18 protein-coding genes are annotated in these 24158 nt (G+C 35.7%); 10 read left to right on the forward strand and 8 right to left on the reverse strand.

Annotated features, from left to right (window positions below; all coding sequences use genetic code 11):
- Positions 1-290 precede the first annotated feature (290 nt).
- Genes OO013_RS18280 through rpmH form a run of 5 tightly spaced genes read right to left on the reverse strand, consistent with a single transcriptional unit; the run spans position 291 to position 3735 of the window.
- The gene (locus OO013_RS18280; protein ID WP_266058437.1) at positions 291-803 is read right to left on the reverse strand and encodes a DUF2480 family protein; all 513 of its coding nucleotides are present in this window, start codon (positions 801-803) and stop codon (positions 291-293) included.
- Positions 796-1491, reverse strand: coding sequence for a tRNA (adenosine(37)-N6)-threonylcarbamoyltransferase complex dimerization subunit type 1 TsaB (gene tsaB / locus OO013_RS18285; protein ID WP_266058438.1), 696 nt, complete (start codon positions 1489-1491; stop codon positions 796-798). Before tsaB ends, OO013_RS18280 begins: the two co-directional genes overlap by 8 nt.
- A 1-nt stretch (position 1492) precedes the next feature.
- Complete coding sequence (locus OO013_RS18290; protein ID WP_266058439.1) at positions 1493-3145, reverse strand: S41 family peptidase; 1653 nt, start codon at positions 3143-3145, stop codon at positions 1493-1495.
- Positions 3129-3539, reverse strand: coding sequence for a ribonuclease P protein component (locus tag OO013_RS18295; protein ID WP_266058440.1), 411 nt, complete (start codon positions 3537-3539; stop codon positions 3129-3131). The genes OO013_RS18290 and OO013_RS18295 overlap by 17 nt, the downstream gene beginning before the upstream one ends.
- 40 nt (positions 3540-3579) lie before the next feature.
- Positions 3580-3735, reverse strand: a complete 156-nt coding sequence (gene rpmH / locus OO013_RS18300; protein ID WP_266058441.1) for a 50S ribosomal protein L34 — start codon at positions 3733-3735, stop codon at positions 3580-3582.
- A gap of 88 nt (positions 3736-3823) precedes the next feature.
- Between rpmH and OO013_RS18305 the strand changes: the two genes are divergently transcribed.
- On the forward strand, positions 3824-5533 hold the full coding sequence (locus OO013_RS18305) for a M61 family metallopeptidase (protein ID WP_266058442.1): 1710 nt from the start codon (positions 3824-3826) through the stop codon (positions 5531-5533).
- 33 nt (positions 5534-5566) lie between these two features.
- Here OO013_RS18305 and OO013_RS18310 read toward each other — a convergent pair whose 3' ends face one another.
- From OO013_RS18310 to OO013_RS18320, 3 genes are read right to left on the reverse strand one after another with little or no spacing between them, the layout of a single operon-like run.
- A complete protein-coding gene (locus tag OO013_RS18310; protein ID WP_266058443.1) occupies positions 5567-6568 on the reverse strand; it encodes an adenosine kinase in 1002 nt (333 codons plus the stop codon).
- Between the two features lie 12 nt (positions 6569-6580).
- Positions 6581-7744, reverse strand: coding sequence for a hypothetical protein (locus OO013_RS18315; RefSeq protein WP_266058444.1), 1164 nt, complete (start codon positions 7742-7744; stop codon positions 6581-6583).
- A gap of 7 nt (positions 7745-7751) precedes the next feature.
- Positions 7752-8219, reverse strand: coding sequence for a hypothetical protein (locus OO013_RS18320; protein WP_266058445.1), 468 nt, complete (start codon positions 8217-8219; stop codon positions 7752-7754).
- Positions 8220-8255: 36 nt separating this feature from the next.
- On the opposite strand from OO013_RS18320, the gene OO013_RS18325 reads away from it, so the two are divergent.
- The 9 genes from OO013_RS18325 (at position 8256) to OO013_RS18365 (ending at position 24155) form a co-directional block, all read left to right on the forward strand.
- A complete protein-coding gene (locus tag OO013_RS18325) occupies positions 8256-8483 on the forward strand; it encodes a hypothetical protein (protein ID WP_266058446.1) in 228 nt (75 codons plus the stop codon).
- Between the two features lie 322 nt (positions 8484-8805).
- Positions 8806-9204, forward strand: a complete 399-nt coding sequence (locus OO013_RS18330) for a response regulator (RefSeq protein WP_266058447.1) — start codon at positions 8806-8808, stop codon at positions 9202-9204.
- Positions 9197-10324 (forward strand): sugar transferase, encoded by a 1128-nt coding sequence (locus tag OO013_RS18335; protein ID WP_266058448.1) that lies wholly within the window; start codon positions 9197-9199, stop codon positions 10322-10324. The genes OO013_RS18330 and OO013_RS18335 overlap by 8 nt, the downstream gene beginning before the upstream one ends.
- A 7-nt stretch (positions 10325-10331) precedes the next feature.
- Positions 10332-11279, forward strand: coding sequence for a glycosyltransferase family 2 protein (locus OO013_RS18340; RefSeq protein WP_266058449.1), 948 nt, complete (start codon positions 10332-10334; stop codon positions 11277-11279).
- A gap of 20 nt (positions 11280-11299) precedes the next feature.
- A complete protein-coding gene (locus OO013_RS20220; protein WP_305067252.1) occupies positions 11300-11941 on the forward strand; it encodes an acyltransferase in 642 nt (213 codons plus the stop codon).
- Positions 11925-13508: a dienelactone hydrolase family protein gene (locus tag OO013_RS18350; protein WP_266058450.1), complete on the forward strand. Its 1584-nt coding sequence runs from the start codon at positions 11925-11927 to the stop codon at positions 13506-13508. Before OO013_RS20220 ends, OO013_RS18350 begins: the two co-directional genes overlap by 17 nt.
- Positions 13509-13609: 101 nt before the next feature.
- Entirely contained in the window at positions 13610-18868 is a 5259-nt protein-coding gene (locus OO013_RS18355; protein ID WP_266058451.1) for a PKD domain-containing protein, read from the forward strand.
- A gap of 4 nt (positions 18869-18872) precedes the next feature.
- Complete coding sequence (locus OO013_RS18360; RefSeq protein ID WP_266058452.1) at positions 18873-20270, forward strand: PorP/SprF family type IX secretion system membrane protein; 1398 nt, start codon at positions 18873-18875, stop codon at positions 20268-20270.
- Positions 20271-20450: 180 nt separating this feature from the next.
- Positions 20451-24155 carry a fibronectin type III domain-containing protein gene (locus OO013_RS18365; RefSeq protein ID WP_266058453.1) on the forward strand — a complete coding sequence of 1235 codons (3705 nt, stop codon included), beginning with the start codon at positions 20451-20453 and terminating at the stop codon, positions 24153-24155.
- The last annotated feature ends 3 nt before the right edge of the window (positions 24156-24158 follow it).

Here is a 24158-nt window from a genome sequence, read left to right on the forward strand (position 1 = left end):
AAGTACCCTCTTCCCGTTTTGGGAGTGCAAAATTGAAACATATTTTTCATTTCCACACAACTTTTTGCAAGTTTATTTTTTCTTTTCTCTGCCGGCCTCTCAATCAGGAACTTAACCCCAATCTCCCTCCTAATAAACTCGCCCCCATCACTTCAATCTTACTCCCTCTTCCACCGTCTGTTTCCGAAAGGGATTGCAAAGGTAAACACTTTTTTAATAATTGCAATACGTCTGAAAGGAAAAATTCTATATTATTTTAAAGCCCCTGACGATGACTATTTTACGAAAAATTATTTTTTTGGTTGCTTATAAACAGGTACTGTACTGCAAGGCTCCCCATACATAATACTTGAAACTACAGGTGATAATTTTTCAGTAAGCCTGACATAGGCAGATGTGGGCACTGAAAGCTTACTGCAACCTTTTATTACAATTTTCTTGTCGCGATATTCTTCCGTATCAATCTGATCAATAATTTTTTCAAATATGACCTCTTCAAGTTTATCAACTGAAGAAAAATTTACTGAAGCAGCGTAAGGGCTCAGCTTTGAAGCAATAATCATATAAGCCCAGGTTGGAACAATTGCATCCGCACTGCAAAATATAGCTACATGCTTATTCTGATATTCCGACCAGTCATGCTCTTTCACAAATTGTCTGAAATCCTTCTCTCTTAAAATTAATTCCTGGAACAATAAGTCTTTCAGGTCAAACCCAATTCTTTCCCTATGATCATATAAGGATTCAAGATCTATTGTTATTAAGGGGGACTTTGCTACTCTATTTATAATTTCTTCAGCCATTTTGTAATAATGATTTTGGTTTCCCGGCTTTATATTCTTTCAAATAAAAAGGTTCAAAATATGCAACGTCTTCAAATTGATTAAGTTTAAATTTATCAATTGCGACAAGTCCGATTCCTGTGGCGTCTGGAATTATCCCTTTAATATGAAATACATTTTTTCTATTTATTTTAGAAATAGCTTTTTCTGCTCCATCTCCATATAAATAGATCGTTATATCTTCAGCAATATCAGTAAAAGTATCTTCTTCTATTATTAAGGCTTTGGTGTTTTCTTGTCTTTGTGAATTTGCATCAAAAGCGGCAGTATAAACTTCCATCCTTCTCGCATCGATCATCGGATAACTAACAAATTTATTATCTGAATCTGAATATTGCTTAAAATTGGCGGCCATTCCATGCAAAGTTTCTACTCCTATAAGAGGAATATCGTTTGAATAACAAATTCCTTTTGCAGTACTTAATCCAATCCTTAACCCTGTATATGAACCTGGTCCTTTGCTTACTGCGACAGCAGACAGGTCTTCGAAGCTTAAGCCCAAAAGCTCCATTAAGTTTTTTATTGCTGAAGCTAATTTTGAAGAATGAGCCCTATCTATATTTAAGTTTATTTTACCAAGTACTTTTTCCTCATTTACAACAGCAACAGAGCATATATTAGTTGCCGTTTCCAAAGCCAGTATGTTCATATTAATTTTTACCTGATAGAATTCTACTATATGATTCTTTGTCTTTTAACATTTTAACAGCTGCTATTACCTGGGGATCATTGTCAAACTCGGCTTCAATTGCACCTTTCTGATAATAACTCCTGGATATAATTTCTTTTTCCAATAGCTCTTTAATTTGTGGCTTGAAGGTCTGTAGATCTGCTTCCTTGTTATGTAACACCAACTTCTTTAAGGCATTTAATTCATCATTAATTGCCTGATAATATCTTTCTTTTTCTGCATTTATCTCCAATTGCTCAATGGTTTTTTCTACCTCAGTGGTATAGTCGTAATCTTTATTCTTCAGCCAATTTGAGAAATCTTTGTATTCATTATCAGATAATTTAAAAGCGGTAGGATCTTTGGGTTCAGGATTATTATAAACATATTCCGTAGCATAATCGAAAATCAATGACTTCTGTAAAAGACTTTTTGTAATTGGGGCATAAGCTTCTTCTTCAACTAAAAGATCAGGTTTTATGCCTTTACCGTCAAATACAATACGGCCATTAGCAGTTTTGAATGCCTGTCTCAATGAATCCGGAATGGTGCCTGGAGTTCCATCTGAGTTACGATGAGAATAATCAATTGCCTGAATACACCTTCCACTCGGTATATAGTATTTCGCTGTTGTAATTTTCAACTGACCATTATATGATAATCTCCTTGTAGTTTGAACTAATCCTTTACCGAAAGTTCTGTTGCCCACGAGTAATCCCCTGTCATAATCCTGTATAACACCTGCTACAATTTCGGATGCAGAAGCACTCATATTATCGGTCAGAATTGCTACCGGCATATCTGTGTCAACCGGCATATCCAGCGTCTTATAGGTTTGATTCCATTCTTCAATCCTGCCTTTTGTAGTTACAACTTCTGAATATTTTGGAATAAAAACCGAAGCCGTATTAACTGCCTCATTAAGCAATCCCCCTGGGTTACCTCTTAAATCTAAAATTACAGATTCAGCACCTTGCTCTAGCAAAGATTCGACTGCAACTCTAACTTCTCTTCCCGCGCCTTCGGTGAAATCAGTTAATTTAACATATCCAACACTGTTATCAATCATGCCAAAATATGGAACATTTTCAACAGTGATTCTTTGTCTTTCTACTTCTATTTCAATTGGCTTGTTACTTCCGTATCTTTCAACAGTAAGGGTGATCATTTTACCAATCTCCCCCTTTAATAAGGTACTTACCTGTTCTTGATTTTTGTTATCTATGCTGACTCCATTAACCTTAGTGATAACATCTCCGGCTTTAAGACCTGCTTTGTTTGCAGGTGAGTTTTCGAAAGGCATAACTATAATGCTCTTACCATCCCGATTACCGACAATGGCTCCTATTCCTCCATACTGACCCGTAGTTTGAGTCCTGTATTCTTCTATTGCTTCTTCCGGAATATAATTTGTGTAGGGATCTAAAGAAGACAACATTGCATCGATACCGACTTTTATTGTTGTACCAGGAGTGACTTCATCTACGTAATAAGTATTTAACTCTTTATACAGAGTAGCAAAAATGTCCAGATTCTTCTGAATCTCGAAATAAGTGTTAGTAGGGGTAAATGAGAAGAACCCTATAGAAATCACCAGACAGGATAGGAGGAAATATTTAATTCTTTTCTTCATCTTTCAGCGCATTTAAAATATTATCAGCCAGTTTTTTTTGACACCGAATCATGGAAGATTCAATGTCAGAATAATTTAACATTTTCCTGGCAGTATAAATATACGCAATATTGATCGGTCTGGATATGGGGATGTTATAAAACTGCGGTTTATGCAGTCTGTAAGCTTCTTTAATTCTTCGTTTCAATAGATTTCTATCTACTGCTTTTGAAAAAAGTCGCTTTGGTACCGTAAATAAGGCACTATGGTCCCCTTCAGTTTTATTTTTGTTAAAACTGTAAAAGACTTTGAAAGGAAAAAAATAAAAAGAGGAACCCTCGTTAAAAAGTTCCTGTATATTCTTTTTACCGCAAAGACGTTCATTCTTTGATAAAGTGTAACGTCGATCAGTCATATATCGACTAAACCTAAAATGAGCTTAGGCTCACTTCAAATTATTTATGAGTCTTTTCGTCTGATACGGATAACTTCTTTCTTCCCTTTGCTCTTCTCTTGGCCAACACAGCTCTACCACTGGCAGATGCCATTCTAGTACGGAATCCGTGCTTGTTGGTTCTCTTTCGTCTGGACGGTTGAAATGTGCGTTTCATTGTATCTTTTTATTAATTTGGGCTGCAAAGATAAGTTTCTTTTTTATAATTACAAACGTATATTGCTTATAAAATAAAAAAACTCTACATGCAAAGATACAACATTTCCTCTGAGCAACCTCTAAACCATTGGTTAAGTATTTCATTAAGGATAACCGGCAATAGTTCTAAACACTTGATTTTATCTTTAGCGGGCTGGAGACCCGGAAGATATGAAATGGCTGAATACGCATCATATATAAGAAATGTGAAAGCTTTTGATAAAGACGGAGAAGATTTATCAATTAATAAATCCGATAAAAATACATGGGAAATAGACCATGCTCCTGAAGAGTTGGAAGTAAAGTATCAATTTTATGCTGCCCAACCAGATGGCGGTGGAAGCTGGGTTACCCCTGAATTGGTATATCTCAATTTTATAAATTTTGCATTTAAGGTCGTTGGAATGGAAAATGATAAAATTGAAGTTTTTTTAGATATTCCGGAATCTTTTAAAACAGCTACTACCCTTAAGCATTCTGATAATGATACTTTGATAGCAAAAAATTATTTTGAACTAATAGACTCTCCTCTTTTTGCTTCTGAAAAGATAACTTTTTCTGAGTATTCTGTGGATGGCACAAAATTCAAAATTGCATTTTGCGGTGAAAATTCAAATCCAGAAAACTGGAAAAGTGATTTTGAAAGATTTACACGGGAACAACTCGGTCTTTTTGGTGAATTTCCTTTTAATGAGTACACTTTTCTGATCCTGGGTTTACCCTTTCAAGCCTACCATGGAGTTGAACATAATATTTCCACGATAATTATTCTCGGCCCCGAAAATGAAATTGAGGAAAAAAAATACAAAGATTTACTTGGAGTCAGTTCTCATGAGCTATTCCACGCCTGGAATGTTTGCCGAATCAGGCCCGTGGAAATGACGCCATATGACCTGTCAAAAGAAATCTATCATAAAACTGGATACATTACTGAAGGATTTACAACCTACTACGGGGACAAAATGCTAGCCACTTCAGACGTTTTTTCTACAGAACAATTTCTCGAGGAGATTAATAAAATGTGCAAACGCCATTTTCAGAACGAAGGAAGAAAACATAGTTCGTTAAGTGATTCTTCATTTGATCTTTGGGTAGATGGTTACAAAAACAGAGCTCCAGGTAGAAAAGTATCTATTTATATAAAAGGTTGTCTTTCTGCTTTAGCTTTAGATTTATTGACTCTAAGGAATACAAAAGGAGAAAAAAGTCTTGATGATGTTGTAAAAGAATTATGGAGGGATTTCGGGAAAAAATCAAAAGGATACACAGAGAATGATATTTTACAAATATTAAACAATGCTAACGGAAAAAATATTTCCCAGGAGTTTTACACACTTTATCATCAAACCATTCCTATAGAAAATATTCTTACGCCTTTATTATCTAATGTAGGTTGTAAATTGAAACCGAAGCATTCTCCGTTGTTAAACGAAAGAAAGTTTGGATTTAAACTATCTCCTGATAATTGGGATAAAATAATCTCAATAGCTCCTGGCAGCCCAGCAGAATCACAATTAATGATTGGTGATAAAATAATCAGCATAGATGATAAAAGTGAAGACATCACTGATTATTTAAGCTCTGATAAAGATTCGGATTCGCTTAATATTAAATATGAAAGGTTTGGTAAAGAATGTGAGATCAAACTTAATAGTAACGCCACCACTTATTACGACTGGTATGAGATTGAAAAAAATGAATCTGTAAGCAAGGATCAGCGAGAAATTTTCAAAAAGTGGTTAAAAAAAGAATTTTAATAAAAAAGGCCGGAAATACCGGCCTTTTATTTTTTATAACTCTGTGATTTTTCTGGATACTTCCCTGGCATGACTCATTTCAAGTCTAGGCCCCATTACTGTAACAACTTGCGAAGAAGCATATGTTGCAAAAATACCAGATTGAGCAAATCCATGATTTTGCGTTAATCCATATAAAAATGCTCCTGCAAACATGTCGCCAGCACCATTTGTATTTATTGCATCAACAGGATAAGGTTCAATATCAATATAAGTCAGACCATCATAAATAATAGCCCCGTTCTTACCTTGTGTAATTGCGAAGTTTTTAGCAAACGGTTTAAGAGCTTCTCTTGCCTCAATAATATTTTCAGTACTTGTGAAACTCAATGCTTCGGCTTCATTACAGAAAAGCATATCAACAGGCTCATCTAATAACTCCATAAAAAAGTCTTTAAAGCCGGCAATTATACCTGGGTCAGAAAAAGTGATTGCTATTTTAGTATCATGCTTTCTGGCGAGACTCATTGCATGTTTAATGGCCTTTCTGCTTTCAGGCCCTGTAATTAAATACCCTTCAATATAAAGGTATTCAGAATTAGCCAATGCTTCTTCATTAATCCTAGTAGAATCATATTCAGCGGTGATCCCAAGAAATGTATTCATCGTACGCTCAGCGTCCGGCGAAATCATTACAAGGCATTTCCCTGTGATACCGTCAGGTTGTTCCTGATGATCTAAATTAGAATCTACTCCATTTTCGTTTAAATCTTCAGCATAAAAATTACCGGTATCATCGCCCGCAACCTTACAAGAATAATAACCTTTACCACCAAACTGACTTAATGCAATAACAGTGTTAGCTGCAGAACCCCCACATTGTTTTTTGGCAGGCACATTATGAAGAACGTTCATCAAAAAGTTTTGTCGTTCCTCATCAACTAAGGTCATTAATCCTTTTTGAATCCCATTCTCAACAAAGAAAGTATCATCCACTTCAAACTCAAAATCAACAAGGGCATTTCCCATGCCGAAAACATCGTACTTCTTAGACATAATTATAAAATATTAATTAAATGGCATCCTTTCGAATTCAGCATTCGGATCAAAAAGATACCTGTATGTTTTATGGGTTTTTAAAATTTCTCCTCCTATTTGCTCAACTACACGCATCATCTTCGGGTTGAAATCACCTATCCAATTCATTTCTGTCGTTATATATTCGTATTCTTCTGAAAATGCCAGCTCTGAATATGATACCACCATAGCAGCTTCAATACCTTTCCCTTGATGCTCAGGTACAACACCAAATACCAATCCCAAAGATTTATCAATTATTCCTTTCCATTGATAATACAGGAATTGTAATTTTTGAAAAAGGCCAAATTTACCTTTAAACTTTCTGAAAATCTGGTTTATATCCGGTACGCTGATATAGAATGAGATGGGTTCACCTTTATAAAAGCCAAAATACAATAATCGGCGATCAAGGATAGGTTTTAACTTTTTGAAAATCATTTTGGCCTGGCGAATATCCATAGGCTTTACACCACTATGACCCGCCCATGCTTTATTATAAACAGTTAAAAAATATTCCGGCACTTTATCCATTTCATCTTTTTCAGGATATTTAAAAGTGTAATCCGGATTATTGATATTAAGTTTTGCTTTTTTATAAAACCGATCATCAAAGCTTTTACCTTTGACTATTCGATAATAAGTATATTGATTGAAATAAACATTGAAACCATAATCAACAAAGAATTTTTGATAATACTCCTTATGATATAGCATTCCGTAATTCGGAGGATAGAAACCATCTGTCAGCAAGCCCCAGAACCGATCTCTGTCACCAAAATTAATCGGCCCATCCATCGCTTCCATTCCTTTATCCTTCAGCCATTCCTTAGAGATATCAAATAATTTAAAGGCTACCTCTTTATCATTAATGCATTCGAAAAAGCCAAATCCCCCAGTTGGTTGTTTATTCCCTTTATTTGCTAACCTGTCATTATAAAACGCTGCTACACGACCGATTACTTCTCCATTCAATTTTATGAGAAAGCGAATTGCTTCACCTCCTTTTAAAAGTTTGTTTCGGTCGGGATCAAAGACTTCTTCAACATCATTGTTTAAAGGGTGAATGTAATTTTCATCTCCCTCATATAATTTAAGTGGAAAAGAAAGCCATTCCTTTATATCATTTTTTGATTGAACGATCTGAACATTCATTTATATCTTATTTTTCTAATTGAAATTCTATTGTCTCATTTACTGGCAATACCTTATTATATACAAACTTCCCTACCTTGATGTTTCCTCTAAGATTTACAGTAATTGATTTTGAGACCAATAAACTTAATAAACTGTTTAGCTTACCAACTTCTTTCAAATTGATGATCAGGATAACCGGAACAGTATTCTTTCCAAACTCAATTTTGGAGTTGTCAGCAATTTTTAAATTCCCGACATTTTTTTCATCCTGGAAAACATCTATGTCAACATCTCTGATATTCCATGAAACTTTTTCTTCACTCATCAATATTACCTCACCGGTTAATTTTGCAGTTTCAGAATTTATTTCATCTACAACAATATTTTCAATACCAGTATATTCCGGAGGAACAGGCTCTTTGCAGGAGGATAATATTATTCCTGTAAATAAAAAAGTGATTAATATATGCAACCTTATGAAGTAATTACTCATCGTTATTACAGAAGTTTGAAAAATAAAGTTGTAAAGATGCAAATAAAAGATGGGTTTACGACAAAAAGAAAAATAGGTGGGGTTATTTTTCATCTATATAGAGACGCAGCTGATTTTTACGACAATCAAATATTTAATATCGGCAATAAACAAAATATAGGAGATGCAGATCTGGCCGAAGAATTACTGCTAGATATTAATCCCTCAGATCCTTTGATCAGTATTAATAAGATCAGGAAAGCACTATCTCTTGTTAAGAATTAAATATTTTAAATTTAACTGCTTAATAAAGCCTGAATAATATCAAATTCTTATAACTTTCATCCAAAAATATCTTTATTCAATTTTATTCTACAAATAATAATATTCTTTCCTGAAGAATCATATTTATTCCTAAAATTATTACAATTTACTACTCAGTAATACAAGGTTGTTTTATAATTATTTTAAAATAATTTTGCACTATGCTTAGTTTTTTTCTGCCCTTTTTTATATTTTTAACATCCGATCAATTATAAGACAGGCTAAAAATTTAACTATTTATTGTTTTAGAAAAATTAGACTTTAGGCAAACAGAGAATTTTTTATGAATAGCAATAAGAAAAAAATACTTGTAATTGACGACGATAAAAGTATATGCTGGTTGTTGGAAAAGCTTTTGGGTAAAGACTTCAATGTTTTCACACAAACTAGTGGGCTTAAAGCCCTTAAATGGTTGAATTCAGGTAACAAACCCGATTTAATTATTTCTGACGTCAATATGCCGCAATTGAGTGGTGGAGTATTTGTAGAGAATTTAAAAAAAAGTGGATTATTTAAAGAAATCCCTGTGGTGATGTTATCTGGCTATGATAACGAAAAAGAAAAGGAAAAAGCTTTGGCGGCCGGAGCCATTAGTTTTTATCAAAAGCCTTTTAATCCGGAAGTATTTATAAAAGAAATTCACGAGCTAACTGGTAATAATAAAATAGGTAACTATGCATAGTTTTACTATTAATGATTCTTTAACCAATCAATCTTTACCCTCAACTGAATCATTTCTAAGTCCTAAGAATAAAAAAAGGAATATAGTCTTATATATAGGATTTAATGGTATTGCTATTTGCCAGCAAATGGTAAATTATGCCTATGATGGATTAGCTCTTAATGAAACCTCCAAAGCTTTTAAATGGCTCGAAGAACAACTTATTCAAGGTCATAAATTACCTACCGCAATAATTTGTGATGCAGATTTGCCAGATGATGCAGCTTTTTCTTTATTTAATAGACTTAAAATAAATAATTATTTCAAACACCTCCCTTTTATTCTTTTATCCTCAGAACCGAATGAAAAGGATAAAGAAAAAGCACTAAAATTTGGTGTAGACGACTATTATGATTCAGAAGTAAAAGTGGAGGATCTTGTTTACAGAATCCAGTTTCTCAAAGAATACAAATCTCTATTACTCGAAACCGAAGAAGAAAAAGGTTCGATTACTTTTCATAAAAAACCTAATATTCCAATAGCTAAGCGCTCATTTGATATCCTTGTTTCAGGATTGATAATATTAATGATCAGTCCGATACTCCTATTGATAGCTCTAATAATCAAACTCGAATCCAAAGGACCAGTCTTTTATATATCAAAAAGAGCGGGATCAGGATATCAGATATTCGATTTTTACAAATTCAGATCCATGAGAGTAGGGGCTGACAAAGAACTTGAGAAATTAAAACATCTTAATCAATATAATGACGGTGGATCTTTTGTTAAAATCAGCAATGATCCAAGAATAACGAAATTTGGTAAATTTTTGAGGAACTCAAGCTTGGATGAACTTCCTCAACTATTTAATGTATTAAAGGGAGATATGTCATTAGTGGGTAACAGACCATTACCTCTATATGAAGCAGAACAATTAACGATAGATATTTGGGCTAAGAGGTTTGATGCCCCTGCCGGAATTACCGGGCTGTGGCAAGTAACCAAAAGAGGAAAAGCTGATATGTCTGAAAAAGAGCGAATGCTCCTTGATGTTGCTTATGCGAAAAAATCTTCTTTACTTTTTGATATTGGTATTATGTTAAAAACTATACCAGCGTTATTGCAAAAAGATAACGTTTAACTTTTTTATGCGAAATTTTCCTAAAGTCAGTATTATCACGGTCAATTTCAATCAGGAATTGATGACCCGTGAATTTCTTGATTATATAAGAGGTTTAACTTATCCGAACCTTGAAACAATTGTAGTTGATAATGGGAGCAATCCGAAGCTCTCAAATAAAATCAAGAGTGATTATCCCGAAATTACATTCTTAAACAGCGATGTTAATCTAGGTTTCGCTGGAGGCAATAATCTTGGTATTTCTAAAGCTTCAGGTGAATTTATTCTGCTTTTGAACAATGATACAGTTTTAAAACCTGGATTTTTAGAACCTCTAATCAACAATGCCACTTCAATTGATAATCTAGGAATGGCAACTCCTAAAATAAAATTTCAGGAGGGTGATAATTTAATACAATATGCGGGCGCTACAGCTATTCATCCCCTCACAGGTCGAGGTAGATCAATTGGTCATCTGGAAAAAGATGAAGGGCAATATGACACCATTTATGAAACGAACCTTGCACATGGTTGTGCCTTATTAATTCCTAAAAAAGTCATTTATGATATTGGCTTAATGCCGGAAATATTCTTTTTGTACTATGAAGAACATGATTGGTGCGAAAAGGCAAAAAGAAAGGGTTATAAAATCTTCTACATTGGATTATCTGAAGTAACACATAAAGAATCTGTCACTGTAGGGAAAGGAAATCCACTTAAAACTTATTATCTTACACGTAACCGGTTATTGTTCATGCGAAGGAATAATCATGGGTGGCGTTGGATCTTTGGGGCTTCGTTTTTCTTGTTTATAGCACTGCCAAAAAACCTTTTACAAGAACTTTCAAAATTTGAATTTAAACACGCAAATGCCATAATAAAGGGAGCAGTAAAAGGGCTATTTATGAAAAAAACTCATCCTACCGATCATTTAAAACCAGAAACAACCAACAATCAATTAATAAATCAACATTGATCATTTGAAACAGGCCTCAAATGTGGAAAAATATATCAGAAATATTAAAAAATAAGGAAAAGGAGCTAAGAAAGGAATACCCTGAAAAGTCAAATACGTCAATAAAATTAAAACTTACAGGCTATTTCTTCAGTGGCATTTACCGTTCTGTTATGGCATCTTATTATTTAAGAAAATGCTCCACAGGACGGCTTGTGTCAGTCAATGGAAGACCTAAAATTAAAAATAAAGGATCAATAATTTTAGGCGATAGAGTACGTCTATGGTCTGTTATTGAGACTGCTAAAATATTCGTCCACAATAATGCCAAACTTATTGTAGGCCAAAATTCAAGAATTAATGGATGCCATATTTCGGTTACCGGTTTGGTTGAAATCGGTGAAAATGTAAGAGTTTCTCCTTATGTTTTAATTTTAGATGATGACTTCCATGATATACACAATCACTTCGAAAAAGGTGTTCAACTACCAGTAATAATTGAAGATGACGTATGGATAGCAAGTAAAGCAATCATACTTAAAGGTGTTAGAATAGGAAAAGGAGCTGTAATTGCTGCAGGAGCTGTTGTCACAAAAGATGTTCCTCCTTATACAGTAGCGGCTGGCGTTCCGGCAAAGATTATTAAACACATCAAAAATAAGCATAATGAAGTTTTTAGTTAATTTCTTTTTCATAATACTCAGTGCAAGTGTTTTTGGACAAGAATTAAAAATAGATCACTTTAATTTTGTTACTGATTCAATAACCTATGAATTAAAATATGCTTATAATCAACCCTCTCAGAAAAACCCTCCACTTCTAATTTATTTGCACGGAGTAGAAGGTAGAGGAAGTGATATCAACAGAGCATTATCAAATAGTCCGTTCATTCTAGGAGAAAAATTAAAAGTCCAGGATAAATTTCTAATAATAACGCCCCAGACCTACAGGCCAATCGACTGGAATGAAGGTGTTGTTGACGCATTGATTTCCCAAATAATTGAAACCAAAAAATTTAATAACCAAAAAATTTTCCTTACCGGAATTAGCATGGGAGGAAACGGTGTTTTTAAATACATAACAAAATATCCGAATAAAGTTTCAGCAGCCGCCCCCATTGCAGGATGGGGAGACCCTAAACAAGCTTGTAAATTAAAAAAACTGCCAATTTTTGCATTTCATGGCGAACTTGATCATAAAGAAGGAAGAAAAACTGGCTCTGAAAACATGGTTAACGCCATAAAAGCTTGTGATGGTAAAGCTCAAGTATTTTTGTTAAAAAACACAGGTCATGATGCATGGACGAAAACATATTCATCTGAAGAGTTTTACTCCATGCTTTTAAATAGCGACCCAACTGATACAAAGTTTGAAGAAGAAATCGAAAATGAAATTGACGCTAAACACTCAGCAGATGACTTTCTAACCTATAACAAAATAACTGATCTGCACTCACACCTGAATGAGAATTCAGGATTAGTTACAATCCAGGAAAATGAATTTTGGACAGTAACAGATAGCGGCAATCCCCCATATTTATATAGCTTTGATACTACAGGAAAAATCATTGATTTTTATAAAATCACCGGGGCTTCCAATAACGACTGGGAAGAGTTAGTATTTGATGGTTCTCATTTTTTTATTTGCGATATAGGTAACAACCAGAACCTTAGAAAGAACTTTCAAATTTATAAAATAAGTTTTCCTTTTGATCGAAACTTAAGTCGTCTACCATCTGAAATTATTTCATTTAACCTTCCTGATCAAAATGCCTACCCTCCTGAAAAAGATGATCTGAATTATGATATGGAAGCAGTAGTCTCTTTAAGAGATAGCCTCTATATCTTTACTAAAAACAGAACTAACCCCTATAATGGCATAGTGAAATTTTATTCGATACCCAAAACTCCAGGAAATCATACTGCTAAGTTTGTAGGTTCTTTTTCCGTGGGCGAAGGCAGGATGCTTGAAACTTTTATAACTGGCGCTACATATCTTAAAAATAGCAATATCTTATTACTCCTTTCCTATGCAAATTTATATGTTATTTCTGGCTGGAATGGTGGCCCAATCAATGAAAACATGTTAACGAAAATACCATGGAAATCTTTTAGCCAGAAAGAAGGCATCACTTACCTAAATGATAAGGTCTATTTTACAGATGAAAAGTATAAAGGTTTACTAGGAGGAACTTTAAATAGCCTTTCTTTAATTGATATTTTAAAAAAATCTAAAAAGATTATTAAATAAATTGTTGAAATAATTAAACTTAATTTGACTTTAATTAATAATTAATATTCACTATTTTAGTTACGGGTTAAAAAATAATCCTAAAATACCGGCTATTAATCATGTTAACCAATACCAACTGTTTTGCAAAGGCAATATTTTGCCTATTGCTAATATATTTGTGTACCACGGCAAAAGCTCAAACCTCACCAGCTGACAGGCAAACTGCACAATCCTGGACTTCCCAGGTAGTGGCTCCGGGAGAATCTTTCGGATATTGGGAATACCTTCCGGAAGATTATAATGATCCCGGCAAAACTTTTCCTATCGTTTTGTTTCTTCATGGTGTAGGTGAAAAAGGCTCTGATTTAAACAGAGTTCTCGTTGCTGGTCCTCCAAGACTAATCAGAAACGGAAAAAACTTTCCTTTTATTTGTATTTCGCCCCAAGCAAGATATCCTTGGGACTGGTCTCCCCTATTTGTTGATGAATTACTTACTTGGATGATCAACAATTACAAGGTTGATAAAAGCAGGGTGTATGTTACCGGGTTGAGTATGGGAGGTAATGGTACCTGGGACTATGCAGCATACGGAAATCATTCGAGCAAACTGGCAGCTATTGTACCAATAGCAGGATGGTTAACCGGAGATGGCTGCAACTTACAAAGCCTGCCAACTTGGGCTTTTACAGGAGAATACGATGGGCCTGGATCACCAAATACCGGAACTGAAAAAGGAATTGTAAGAATCTATAATTGTGGAACACCCAATCCAGAACCACTTTTAACTGTTTATGAAGGTCGTGGCCACGATGCCTGGACTCCGGCGTATAACGATGATAATATGTGGACATGGTTATTGGCCCAAAGGCTGGGGAGCCCACCAAACTCTCCTCCAAAAGTGAGTTTGGGAAATGATCGCACCATTACATTACCTACAAATAGCGTTACTATAAATGCAAATGCTTCAGATCCAGATGGTAAAATCACAGCTTATGTATGGACTAAAGTAAATGGACCAAATGCTTTACTTGAGGGAGTGAACACGGCTACATTAACAGCAAAGCAATTAGTAGAAGGACAATATACTTTCAGGTGTAAAGTTACAGACGATAAAGGAGCCTCTGCTTCTGATGAAATTATTATTACAGTAATTGCCGAAGAGGTTAACAAACCACCTACTGCTAATGCCGGTCCTGATATAAATATAAATCTTCCCGCCGAAAACATTATAATTGAAGGTTCAGGAAGCGATCCTGATGGGACTATCGTTTCTTACCAGTGGGATAAAATCTCTGGACCCAATATAACATTAACAGGTCAGGATAATCCAAATTTATCTCTTACTAATCTTGTCTCAGGAAATTTTGAATTCAGACTTACTGTAACTGACAACGATGGAGCTACAGCTAGTGACAGGGTAATTGTAACTATAAATGAAGAGGAAATAAATCAAAAGCCTTCTGCTAATGCAGGACCAGATAAAGAGGTTGCCCTTCCTACTAATACGGTAACGTTATACGGGCAAGGTTCAGATCCTGATGGCAGAATTACTTCATTTGAATGGCAAAAAATATCAGGGCCTTCTGCAACTCTCATAAATACTTCAAGCCCTAACCTGACCATAGAAGATATGGTAGAGGGTATTTATGAATTTAACCTAACCGTAACAGATAATGATGGAGCATCAGCAAGTGATAAAGCAATAGTCATAGTTTCTGGCTCAAATCAAAATCCTGTAGTGGACGCCGGCCCGGACAAGACTGTAACCTTGCCTACAAATACAATAGTCTTAAATGCTAATGCTTCTGATAACGACGGGTCAATAGTTAGCTATTTTTGGGGTCAGACTGAAGGTCCTAACACTGTTGGATTAGCAAATTATGAAACATCTGAAGTAACGGTAAATAACCTAATCGCAGGAACTTATACTTTTAGAGTAGTAGTTGAAGATGATCAGGGTGCCACAGCATCTGATGTAGTTAATGTGTTGGTAAAAAACCCACCGACCAATTCACCTCCTGATGTTGATGCCGGAGCAGACCTGCAAGTACAATTACCTGATAACAGTATCAATATTGACGCTACCATAACTGATAGCGATGGTGAAATATCATCAATTTCATGGAGAAAAATATCAGGGCCGTCGGTAACAATTAACGGTGCCAGCACATCTACACTTGAACTCACTAACCTTGTGGAAGGCATTTATGAATTCGAGGTAAAAGCAATAGATGATATGGATGCTGAAGCATCTGACAGGGTTAAAGTTACTGTGTATCCTGAAGAAACAAATAAAGTTCCCACAGTTAATGCCGGGGCTGATATATTTAGAACTCTACCAAATAATACTGCCTCTTTAACTGCTAATGCATCTGATCCAGATGGAGAAATAGTTTCCTATTCCTGGACGAAAATTGAAGGCCCCTCAGTATCTATCTCAGGGCAGAATACTGCTTCTCTTGAATTAACCGATTTGGTTGAAGGAATTTACATATTTGAAATTTTGGTTGAAGACAACAATGGCGCCACAGCTACTGATCAAATCAGGGTAACGGTTAGTGCAGCAAATATTCCTCCTGTCGTTAATATTGGAAATGACAGATCAATTACACTTCCTTTAGATAGCTTAACGTTTACTCCAAACGCCAGAGATGACGATGGAACTATTGAAGTTTTCCAATGGGTGAAAATTTCCGGTCCTTCAGCTACTTTAGTAAATCCCAATGAAAAAAATCTTAAAGTTAGAGATCTGCTGGAAGGTACATATACATTCTCATTAACAGTAACTGATAATGATGGTGCTCAGAGTACTGATGAAGTGATTGTCACGGTTTTACCGGAAATAGCTAATGTCAGGCCAACAGTTTCAACTGAAAAAAATAAGATCATTTATCTTCCCACAAACAGTACAACTATAAGTAGTAATGCCCGTGATGAAGATGGTAATATTATTTCATACTTCTGGGCAAAAGTTTCGGGCCCACAGGCATCGTTGAGAAATATTAATCAATCAACCGTAACAGTTGAAAATCTGGTAGAAGGTACTTATAGATTCCGCGTCACAGTTGCAGATGATGATGGAGCTACTGCCTCAGATGACATCCTTATTGAAGTAAAAGCAGAGAATAAAGTCCCTGTTGCTAATGCAGGCCAGGATCAAAGTATTAAACTACCTACTAACAGAATTGTACTTAATGGCTCTGGAACTGATGCTGATGGATCTATTGTCAGTTACCAGTGGTCAAAAGTTTCCGGCCCTACTTTAGAATTCAGAAATCAAAACTCAGCCTCAGTTACCTTAACTAATCTTGTGGAGGGAACTTATGTTCTTCGATTAACTGTAACGGATAATCTTGGCGCAGTAGATTCAGACGATGTAAGGGTTGAAGTCTTGCCTGCAGAAGTAAATCAGGTGCCAACAGTAAATGCAGGAAGTAACAGAACAATAACATTACCACAAAATAGCATTGTATTAAATGCCACGGCATCAGATAATGATGGCGAAATCACTAATTATTTATGGGAGAAAATTTCGGGACCGGCAGCAAATTTAAGCGGAACCGGTAGAGCAAGATTGGAAGTAACCAATATGGTAGAGGGCAGATATACTTTTAGAATATCTGTAACAGATGATGATGGTGCAGAAGCTTCAGATAATGTAATTATAACTGTAAACCCCGAAAACACCAATCAAACGCCTGTTGCTAATGCAGGACCCAATAAGACCATAACTCTTCCTTTAAATACGGTAACTATTACTGGTTCGGGAAATGATCCGGATGGCACCATATCTTCTTATCAATGGAGCAAAATAAGCGGACCATCTGCAACACTTAATAATGCAAATTCTGCAATATTAACTGTTACAAATTTGCAGGCTGGAGATTATACTTTCAGATTAAAGGTCACCGATGATGATGGTGCTTCTTCTACAGATCAAATGAAAGTGGTTGTCCTTCCTGAGGAAGTTAATCAACCTCCGGCAATCACATTACAAGAAAGTATTACTATTTATTTACCTGAAACAAGTGTACAGCTATCAGGAGATGCTACTGATAATGATGGAGAAATAGTGACCCGCGTATGGACTCAGATATCAGGGCCAGCAGCAACAAGTTTAGAAAATGATTCAACAAATACTGTGACGATTTCTGGTTTGGTTTTAGGTGAATTTGTTTTCAATTTTAATGTTATTGATGATGACGGAGCAGAAGATAATGCTCAGATAATCGTTACTGTTTTACCAGAAATTGCCAATAGACGACCTACCGTAAATGCGGGAGAAGATATCACAGTTAAACTTCCACAAAGTTCGATTGAATTATCAGGTAGTGCTGCAGACGAAGATGGAGAAATCAGTTCAGTTTTCTGGGAAAAAATTAGTGGTCCTTTTCTTACTATTTCAGATCCTGATCAATTAAATCCTACAATATCTGACCTCGAGGTTGGAACTTATATTCTCGAATTAACCGCAATAGATGATGATGGAGATGAATCATCTGACCGAATTAACATAAATGTTTTATCCGAATCTTTAAATCTACCCCCAATAGTAGATGCCGGAAAAGATCAATATTTTGTCGTCCCGGTTTCACAGATAGTGATAAATGGTACTGTGGAAGATGATGGTGAGATAGAACTGATCAATTGGGAGCAAACATCAGGCCCGGAAGTCACATTGGATGGTATAAATACCGAAACTCTTACTCTTACAAACGTAGTTCCAGGTAATTATAACTTCACTTTAGTAGCAGTTGACGCTGAAGGATCAACTGGAACAGATGCAGTAGCAATAACAGTCCTTGCAGAAGGTGAAAAAATAGCACCTATAATCGATGCGGGCCCGGACACGACAATAATTTTCCCCCAAAGAGATATAGACATATATGGTACCGCATTCGATCCGGTAAATGCAGATGAGATAATTAGCTTTAGCTGGAGACAAATTTCCGGGCCTCCAACAACAATCCTATATCCCGATTCTTCTGTTTTACATCTTACCCAGCTTCTTGTGGGCGAATATATTTTTGAACTAAGTGCAGCAAACGAGGATGGCATGGTAAGTAAAGACGAAGTAGTTATCAATGTTTTCGCAAATGAATATGATGGAATTGTTGCTCCAGACTATTTTTCTCCAAACAATGATGGAATAGCTGACTTTTGGGTATTAGAAAATTACGAGAACTTATCAAGTGATCTCTTACTTATCATTTTTGATAAAGCAGGGGATATAGTTTATGAGGCAGAAAACTACCAGAATAACTGGAATGGCACGGCAAATGGAGGTGGACGACAATTGCCGGAAGGAGTTTACTTTTTTACCATAAGTATTAATGGAACTGTTGTTAAAACAGGTAGCGTAACTCTATTAAGATAATCACATGATCAAGAAAATTAGTATTATAATATTTGTAGTTGTTGTACTTTCTTTAAATAAGGAAGAGCTTAAGGCACAAGATTACCCAGTATCATCTAGCTGGTTGTTTAATCCAATGTACTACAATTCTGGCTACCTGGGTATGGGAGGAATGACTGAATTAAACATTTTTTACAGGCAGCAATGGCAGGAAATAGAAGGAGCTCCAAGGGTTTTATACGGAAATGTCCAAATACCAATAAATAAGCAAATTACTATTGGAGGCGAAGGAATCTTTGAAGAAATCGGTTTGCTAAGATCCACTTCCTTGCGCGGTGGAGCTTCCTATCATTTACAATTGAGTAATAATCAGTGGATAAATTTTGGAATAATGATGGGAGCTGGAAAAGAAAATGTTATTGCATCTAATACCGGCAATATAAATGACCCTGTTTTTACTCCAGGAATAGATGATACCTGGTATATGAGTGCCACTGCAGGAATTGTATATTTTAACAGATTCCTTGAATTAGGAATTAGCGCACCTCAACTAATAGAAAGAGACTATGCTTATGAAGGTTCCCGGGATCCGATATCTTTTGGTGGAATAAATTATTTTACAACACAGGCTGCAATAGTACTGGATTTAGATAGGAAGTCTAATTTCACTAATAAAACCGGTATTCTTTATCGACACAGACCTGAAGTTTTAGGAGATAGCTGGGAAGTATTTACAAGTTTCACATTTTATGATGTTATATCTGCTGGTGCGGGTTATAGAAATAATTTCGGTCCCTTAGTTCATATTTCTATACAGCTTAAAAAGAGGGCTCGTTTTTCATACCATTATGATTTCCCTACGAATAATATTGAGGGATTTAATAACGGTTCACAAGAGTTTAATCTGAATATCGGTTTAACGGATCAAAACTACTATTACATCGAAGATACTGACGTTTCACCTGTAGTCGGTATAACTGAAACAGAGGATGAAGCTATAGCCCTTGAAGAAGATGTTACAGTTTTGGAAGAGGAACCTGAAGAAAAAATAGAACCGGAGGTAACTGAAGAAATGGTGGCTGTGGAAGAATTAGAAGATACAACCAACATTGATGAACCTCAATTCATTGATGAACCTGCAATAACTGCCAATGAATCTGTAGCTAATAAATATAAAATGAATAAAGGCCATTACATCGTAGTGGGGTCTTTTGAAATTGAAAATAATGCTATAGGATATACAAAAGAATTAAATGATGCTGGTATAAAAACAATGATGGGCTACAGACCTGAGGCCGGTCTTTATTACACGTATGTTTTTTATACAGAAGAGAACATAAATGAAGCACTAAAAAAAGTTTATCAAATTCGTAAAATAAACCGAGATGATTTCAAAAAGGCCTGGATTCTAACTATTAGATAAATTTCGCTTTTTACCACCTGTAAAGCTTATTTTTTATTGATTTAGATAATTAAATTATTCTAATATTATTTTTCATTTACAAAGGATTTGGGTACATTTGTTATTCGACATTACTTATGTAAGTTATATAATCATTCATTCAATTTCCGCAGGCCACACATTTTAAGAATTATTTTTTCTATGAAAAAGGTATTATTATCATCCCTAATCGTCTTTTTGATATCCTTTATGGGATATTCACAAGATGTATGCCCTGAAGGAAGCACTAAAAGAATAGGGCCGAACGGATTTCTATATGATAGAAGTTGGGCTCCTAATCCTGATACTTTAGTTTCAGACTATAAAGACATGACATCCTGGCAATCTGAAAGATATATCCCTTATATGTTTAGACCTGGGAATGGTGAATCTGTAATGGATTTCAGGATGCTTCATCCAAATGACTGGACTCCCACATCAACTCAAAAGTGGCCTCTTATTGTTATGTTTCATGGCCGAGGTGAAAGAGGCAGAAAAGGTTATTATGCTGAGCTACCAGAACGATGTGATTTTGCTGGAAGTGAACAGCAAATCCAGGAATGGGAAAATGATAATAGAAGGTGGAGAAATAATGATCATCAACTGATTTGGAGTGGTGCCAACCATTTAGGTTGGGTTACGAGAGGAGAATATCCTGGATTTGTACTTTTCCCACAGGAAGCATTTGGATATTGGGTAAATGGTAGTGGTTTTACAGCAGGTTATCTAGATTTTGATAATGTTCGAGATAATCCTACTGTTGAAATGGATAAAACTATTGAGCTGATTGATTATTTAATTGCAAAAGGTCAGGTAGATCCGGATAGAATTTATGTTCACGGCCTTTCATCAGGAGGCTCAGGCGCCTGGTATATCGCAATGAAAAGGCCTGATTTAATCGCTGCTACTTCACCTATGTCAGCTCCCGGGGATGTGAGTCAGGCAGATGAATTAGCTCATATACCCGTCTGGTTAACTCAGGGTGGGCTCGACGGCAACCCGTTGCCTTCGGTATCACATGACGTAATGAACGCTTTGAGACAATACGGTGGTCAGGAAAAAAAATACGAAGGTGAACATAGAATATACACCGAATATCCAAATAGAGGCCATAATGCCTGGATCGATACCTACAACGATCCTTATTGGATGGAGTGGATGTTCAAGCAGGATAAAACAAATATTACCATATTTGGTGATACAGCATTATGTCCGGGATCAACTATCACTATGGGAGTAGACCCAAACTTTTTAGCTTACGAGTGGAAAAGAGATGGGCAGGCGATTGGAGCTACGACAAATGATATTACAACTGATGTACCAGGACAGTATCAAGTTCGGTTTCAACGAAATATAGGAAATACTACAGAATGGAGTAAATGGTCTCGTCCTGTGACAATTTATTTGCGTGAAGATCGTACCGCAACTCCGGAAATCACTCCACTTAGTACAACAGCACTGCCTCCGAGTGGAAGTAATGTGACTTTAAGAGGGCCTGAAGGAATGCAATCATACCTATGGTCGACTGGTGCTACTACACAGGAAATTACGGTTTCAACAGCAGATTCTTATACTCTTCAAGTTATTGCTCCGGGGGAATGTATCAGTCTCGTTTCTGATCCTATGGTAGTTTCCAGAGGACAAGGGCCAAACGTTCCTGCTTCGCCTGAGAACCTTTCTGGAGTTGTTAGCTCTGAAACCGAAATCAATCTATTCTGGGAAGATAAATCTGACAATGAAACAGTTTTCGAGATTTACCGATCTACTTCGTCTTCCGGGCCATTTTCCATGATTGCAAGGGTAAATGCTAATATAGAATATTATGAAGACGCAACACTGAATCCTTCAACAACTTATTATTATAGAGTTCGTGCAATCAATAATCAGGGGTATAGTGATAATTATACCAACACAATAAACCTAACAACACTAAATGACAATGTAGCACCTGAACCACCAAACTTAAGTTTAGTGGGTGTGACTGAAAATTCTATATCATTAGAATGGGACGTGCCTGAGGATAATTCACAAATTGTTAATTATAAATTATTCCAAAATGGGGCCGAATTGGTTCAAGTAAACAGGAACAACTATATAATTTCAGGACTTACTGCGAATACAATATACAGATATACAGTGATTGCTATTGATGCAGCAGGAAACGAATCAGATCATAGTAATCAAATTGCTGCGGTAACTACTCCAAATGGCGTTAGATATAATTATTATGAATTCTGGAATAACATTAATTCCGTAGATGAACTAAGTACCTTCACAGAGGGTGATTTATTTTTCTCTAAATCAGGAGTAATGCCTGCATTTACTTATGATCCTGCAGAAAGGCTATTCAGATTTGGGTTCATTTATAATACTTATCTAGAAATAGATGAACCAGGAAATTATACTTTCAGTACCCGTTCAGATGATGGTTCAAAACTGTATATAAAATTAGATCCACTAAATGATAATGATTCGACATTAGCTGTTAATAATGACTTTCCTCATGGCCCTGTAACTGTTACGAGTCAGACTTATAATTTAAATAAAGGCAGATATAAATTACACGTCAGGTTCTTTGAAAATAATGGTGGAGAAACTTTAGAAGTCAGATATAATGGGCCAAGTTTCCCAAATATGATTATTCCTGCAGATAAACTATTCCTTGGCCCTGGCCAGTTACCTGATCCTCCAAATACACCGACAAACTTAAATGCAAGTAATATCGGTAATTACGAGGTAAGATTAACCTGGAATGATCAATCTTCTAATGAAACCGGTTTTGAAATATACAGGAGTACTACTTCCGGATCAGGATATGAAATTTTAAGTACCTCGGTTGCTAATGCCGAAGTTTTTATTGATGATACAGCGATACCAGGAGAAACTTATTATTACATAGTAAAGGCTATTTCTAACTCAAATACTTCTCCTGCTTCTAATCAGGCATCAATTACTGTATCTCAGGATAATGTAGCCCCAACTACACCAACAAACTTAACAGTTATGTCGGTTAGCAGTACAAATGTTGGGTTATCATGGAATGCTTCGACAGATGACTTTGGAGTGAGCCATTATGAAATTTGGGCTAATAATAGTCTGGTTGGAATTGCATCCCGAACATCAGGTTCAGGTGATGAATCCACAATGGAGATAATGGGATCAACACCATCTACCGCTGCTTTAGTAACAGGTCTTACACCTGATACAGATTATGACTTCCGTGTTCGCGCAGTAGATATAGGTGGTTTGGAAAGCGCATTAAGTAATATTGCATCTGCTACTACTGGATCTGAGGTGCCTCTACCTGTTGAATTTGCTTATGTACGTGCAGAATTAACAAATGAAGGGAGCGACATTACAATTGAATGGGGTACGGCCCTGGAAATAGATAATGACTATTTTGTAATCGAAAAATCTACAAATGGTAAGGATTTTAAAGAAATCGGGACGGTAGATGGTAACGGAAATTCTAACGAACTGATCAATTATTCATTTATCGATGAAGATGTCAGACCAAGAAATTATTACCGAATTAAACAAATAGATTTTAATGGAGATTTCGATTATTCACAGATCGTAAGTGTGTTAAGAAATAATCTTCCAATTAAATTTAAAGTATTCCCTAACCCGTTAGTTCAAGGTTCATTAAAAGTTCAGGGTGAAGGAATCATTCACGGGGATGAAATTACATATACAGTATTTGATACTTACGGAAACCCTGTAAGATCAGGAACAACTAAAACTGATAACTTATTAACTGACACCGGCCAGACTCTAGTTTACAAAGAAGAATTAGCTGCCGGAATGTATTTTCTACAAGTTGTTTACCGTGATACCATTTACAAGCAAAAAGTAATTATTCAATAAAAA

Origin of the sequence: Mangrovivirga halotolerans (assembly GCF_026241165.1) — a bacterium.
GTDB classification, from domain to species: Bacteria; Bacteroidota; Bacteroidia; order Cytophagales; family Cyclobacteriaceae; genus Mangrovivirga; species Mangrovivirga halotolerans.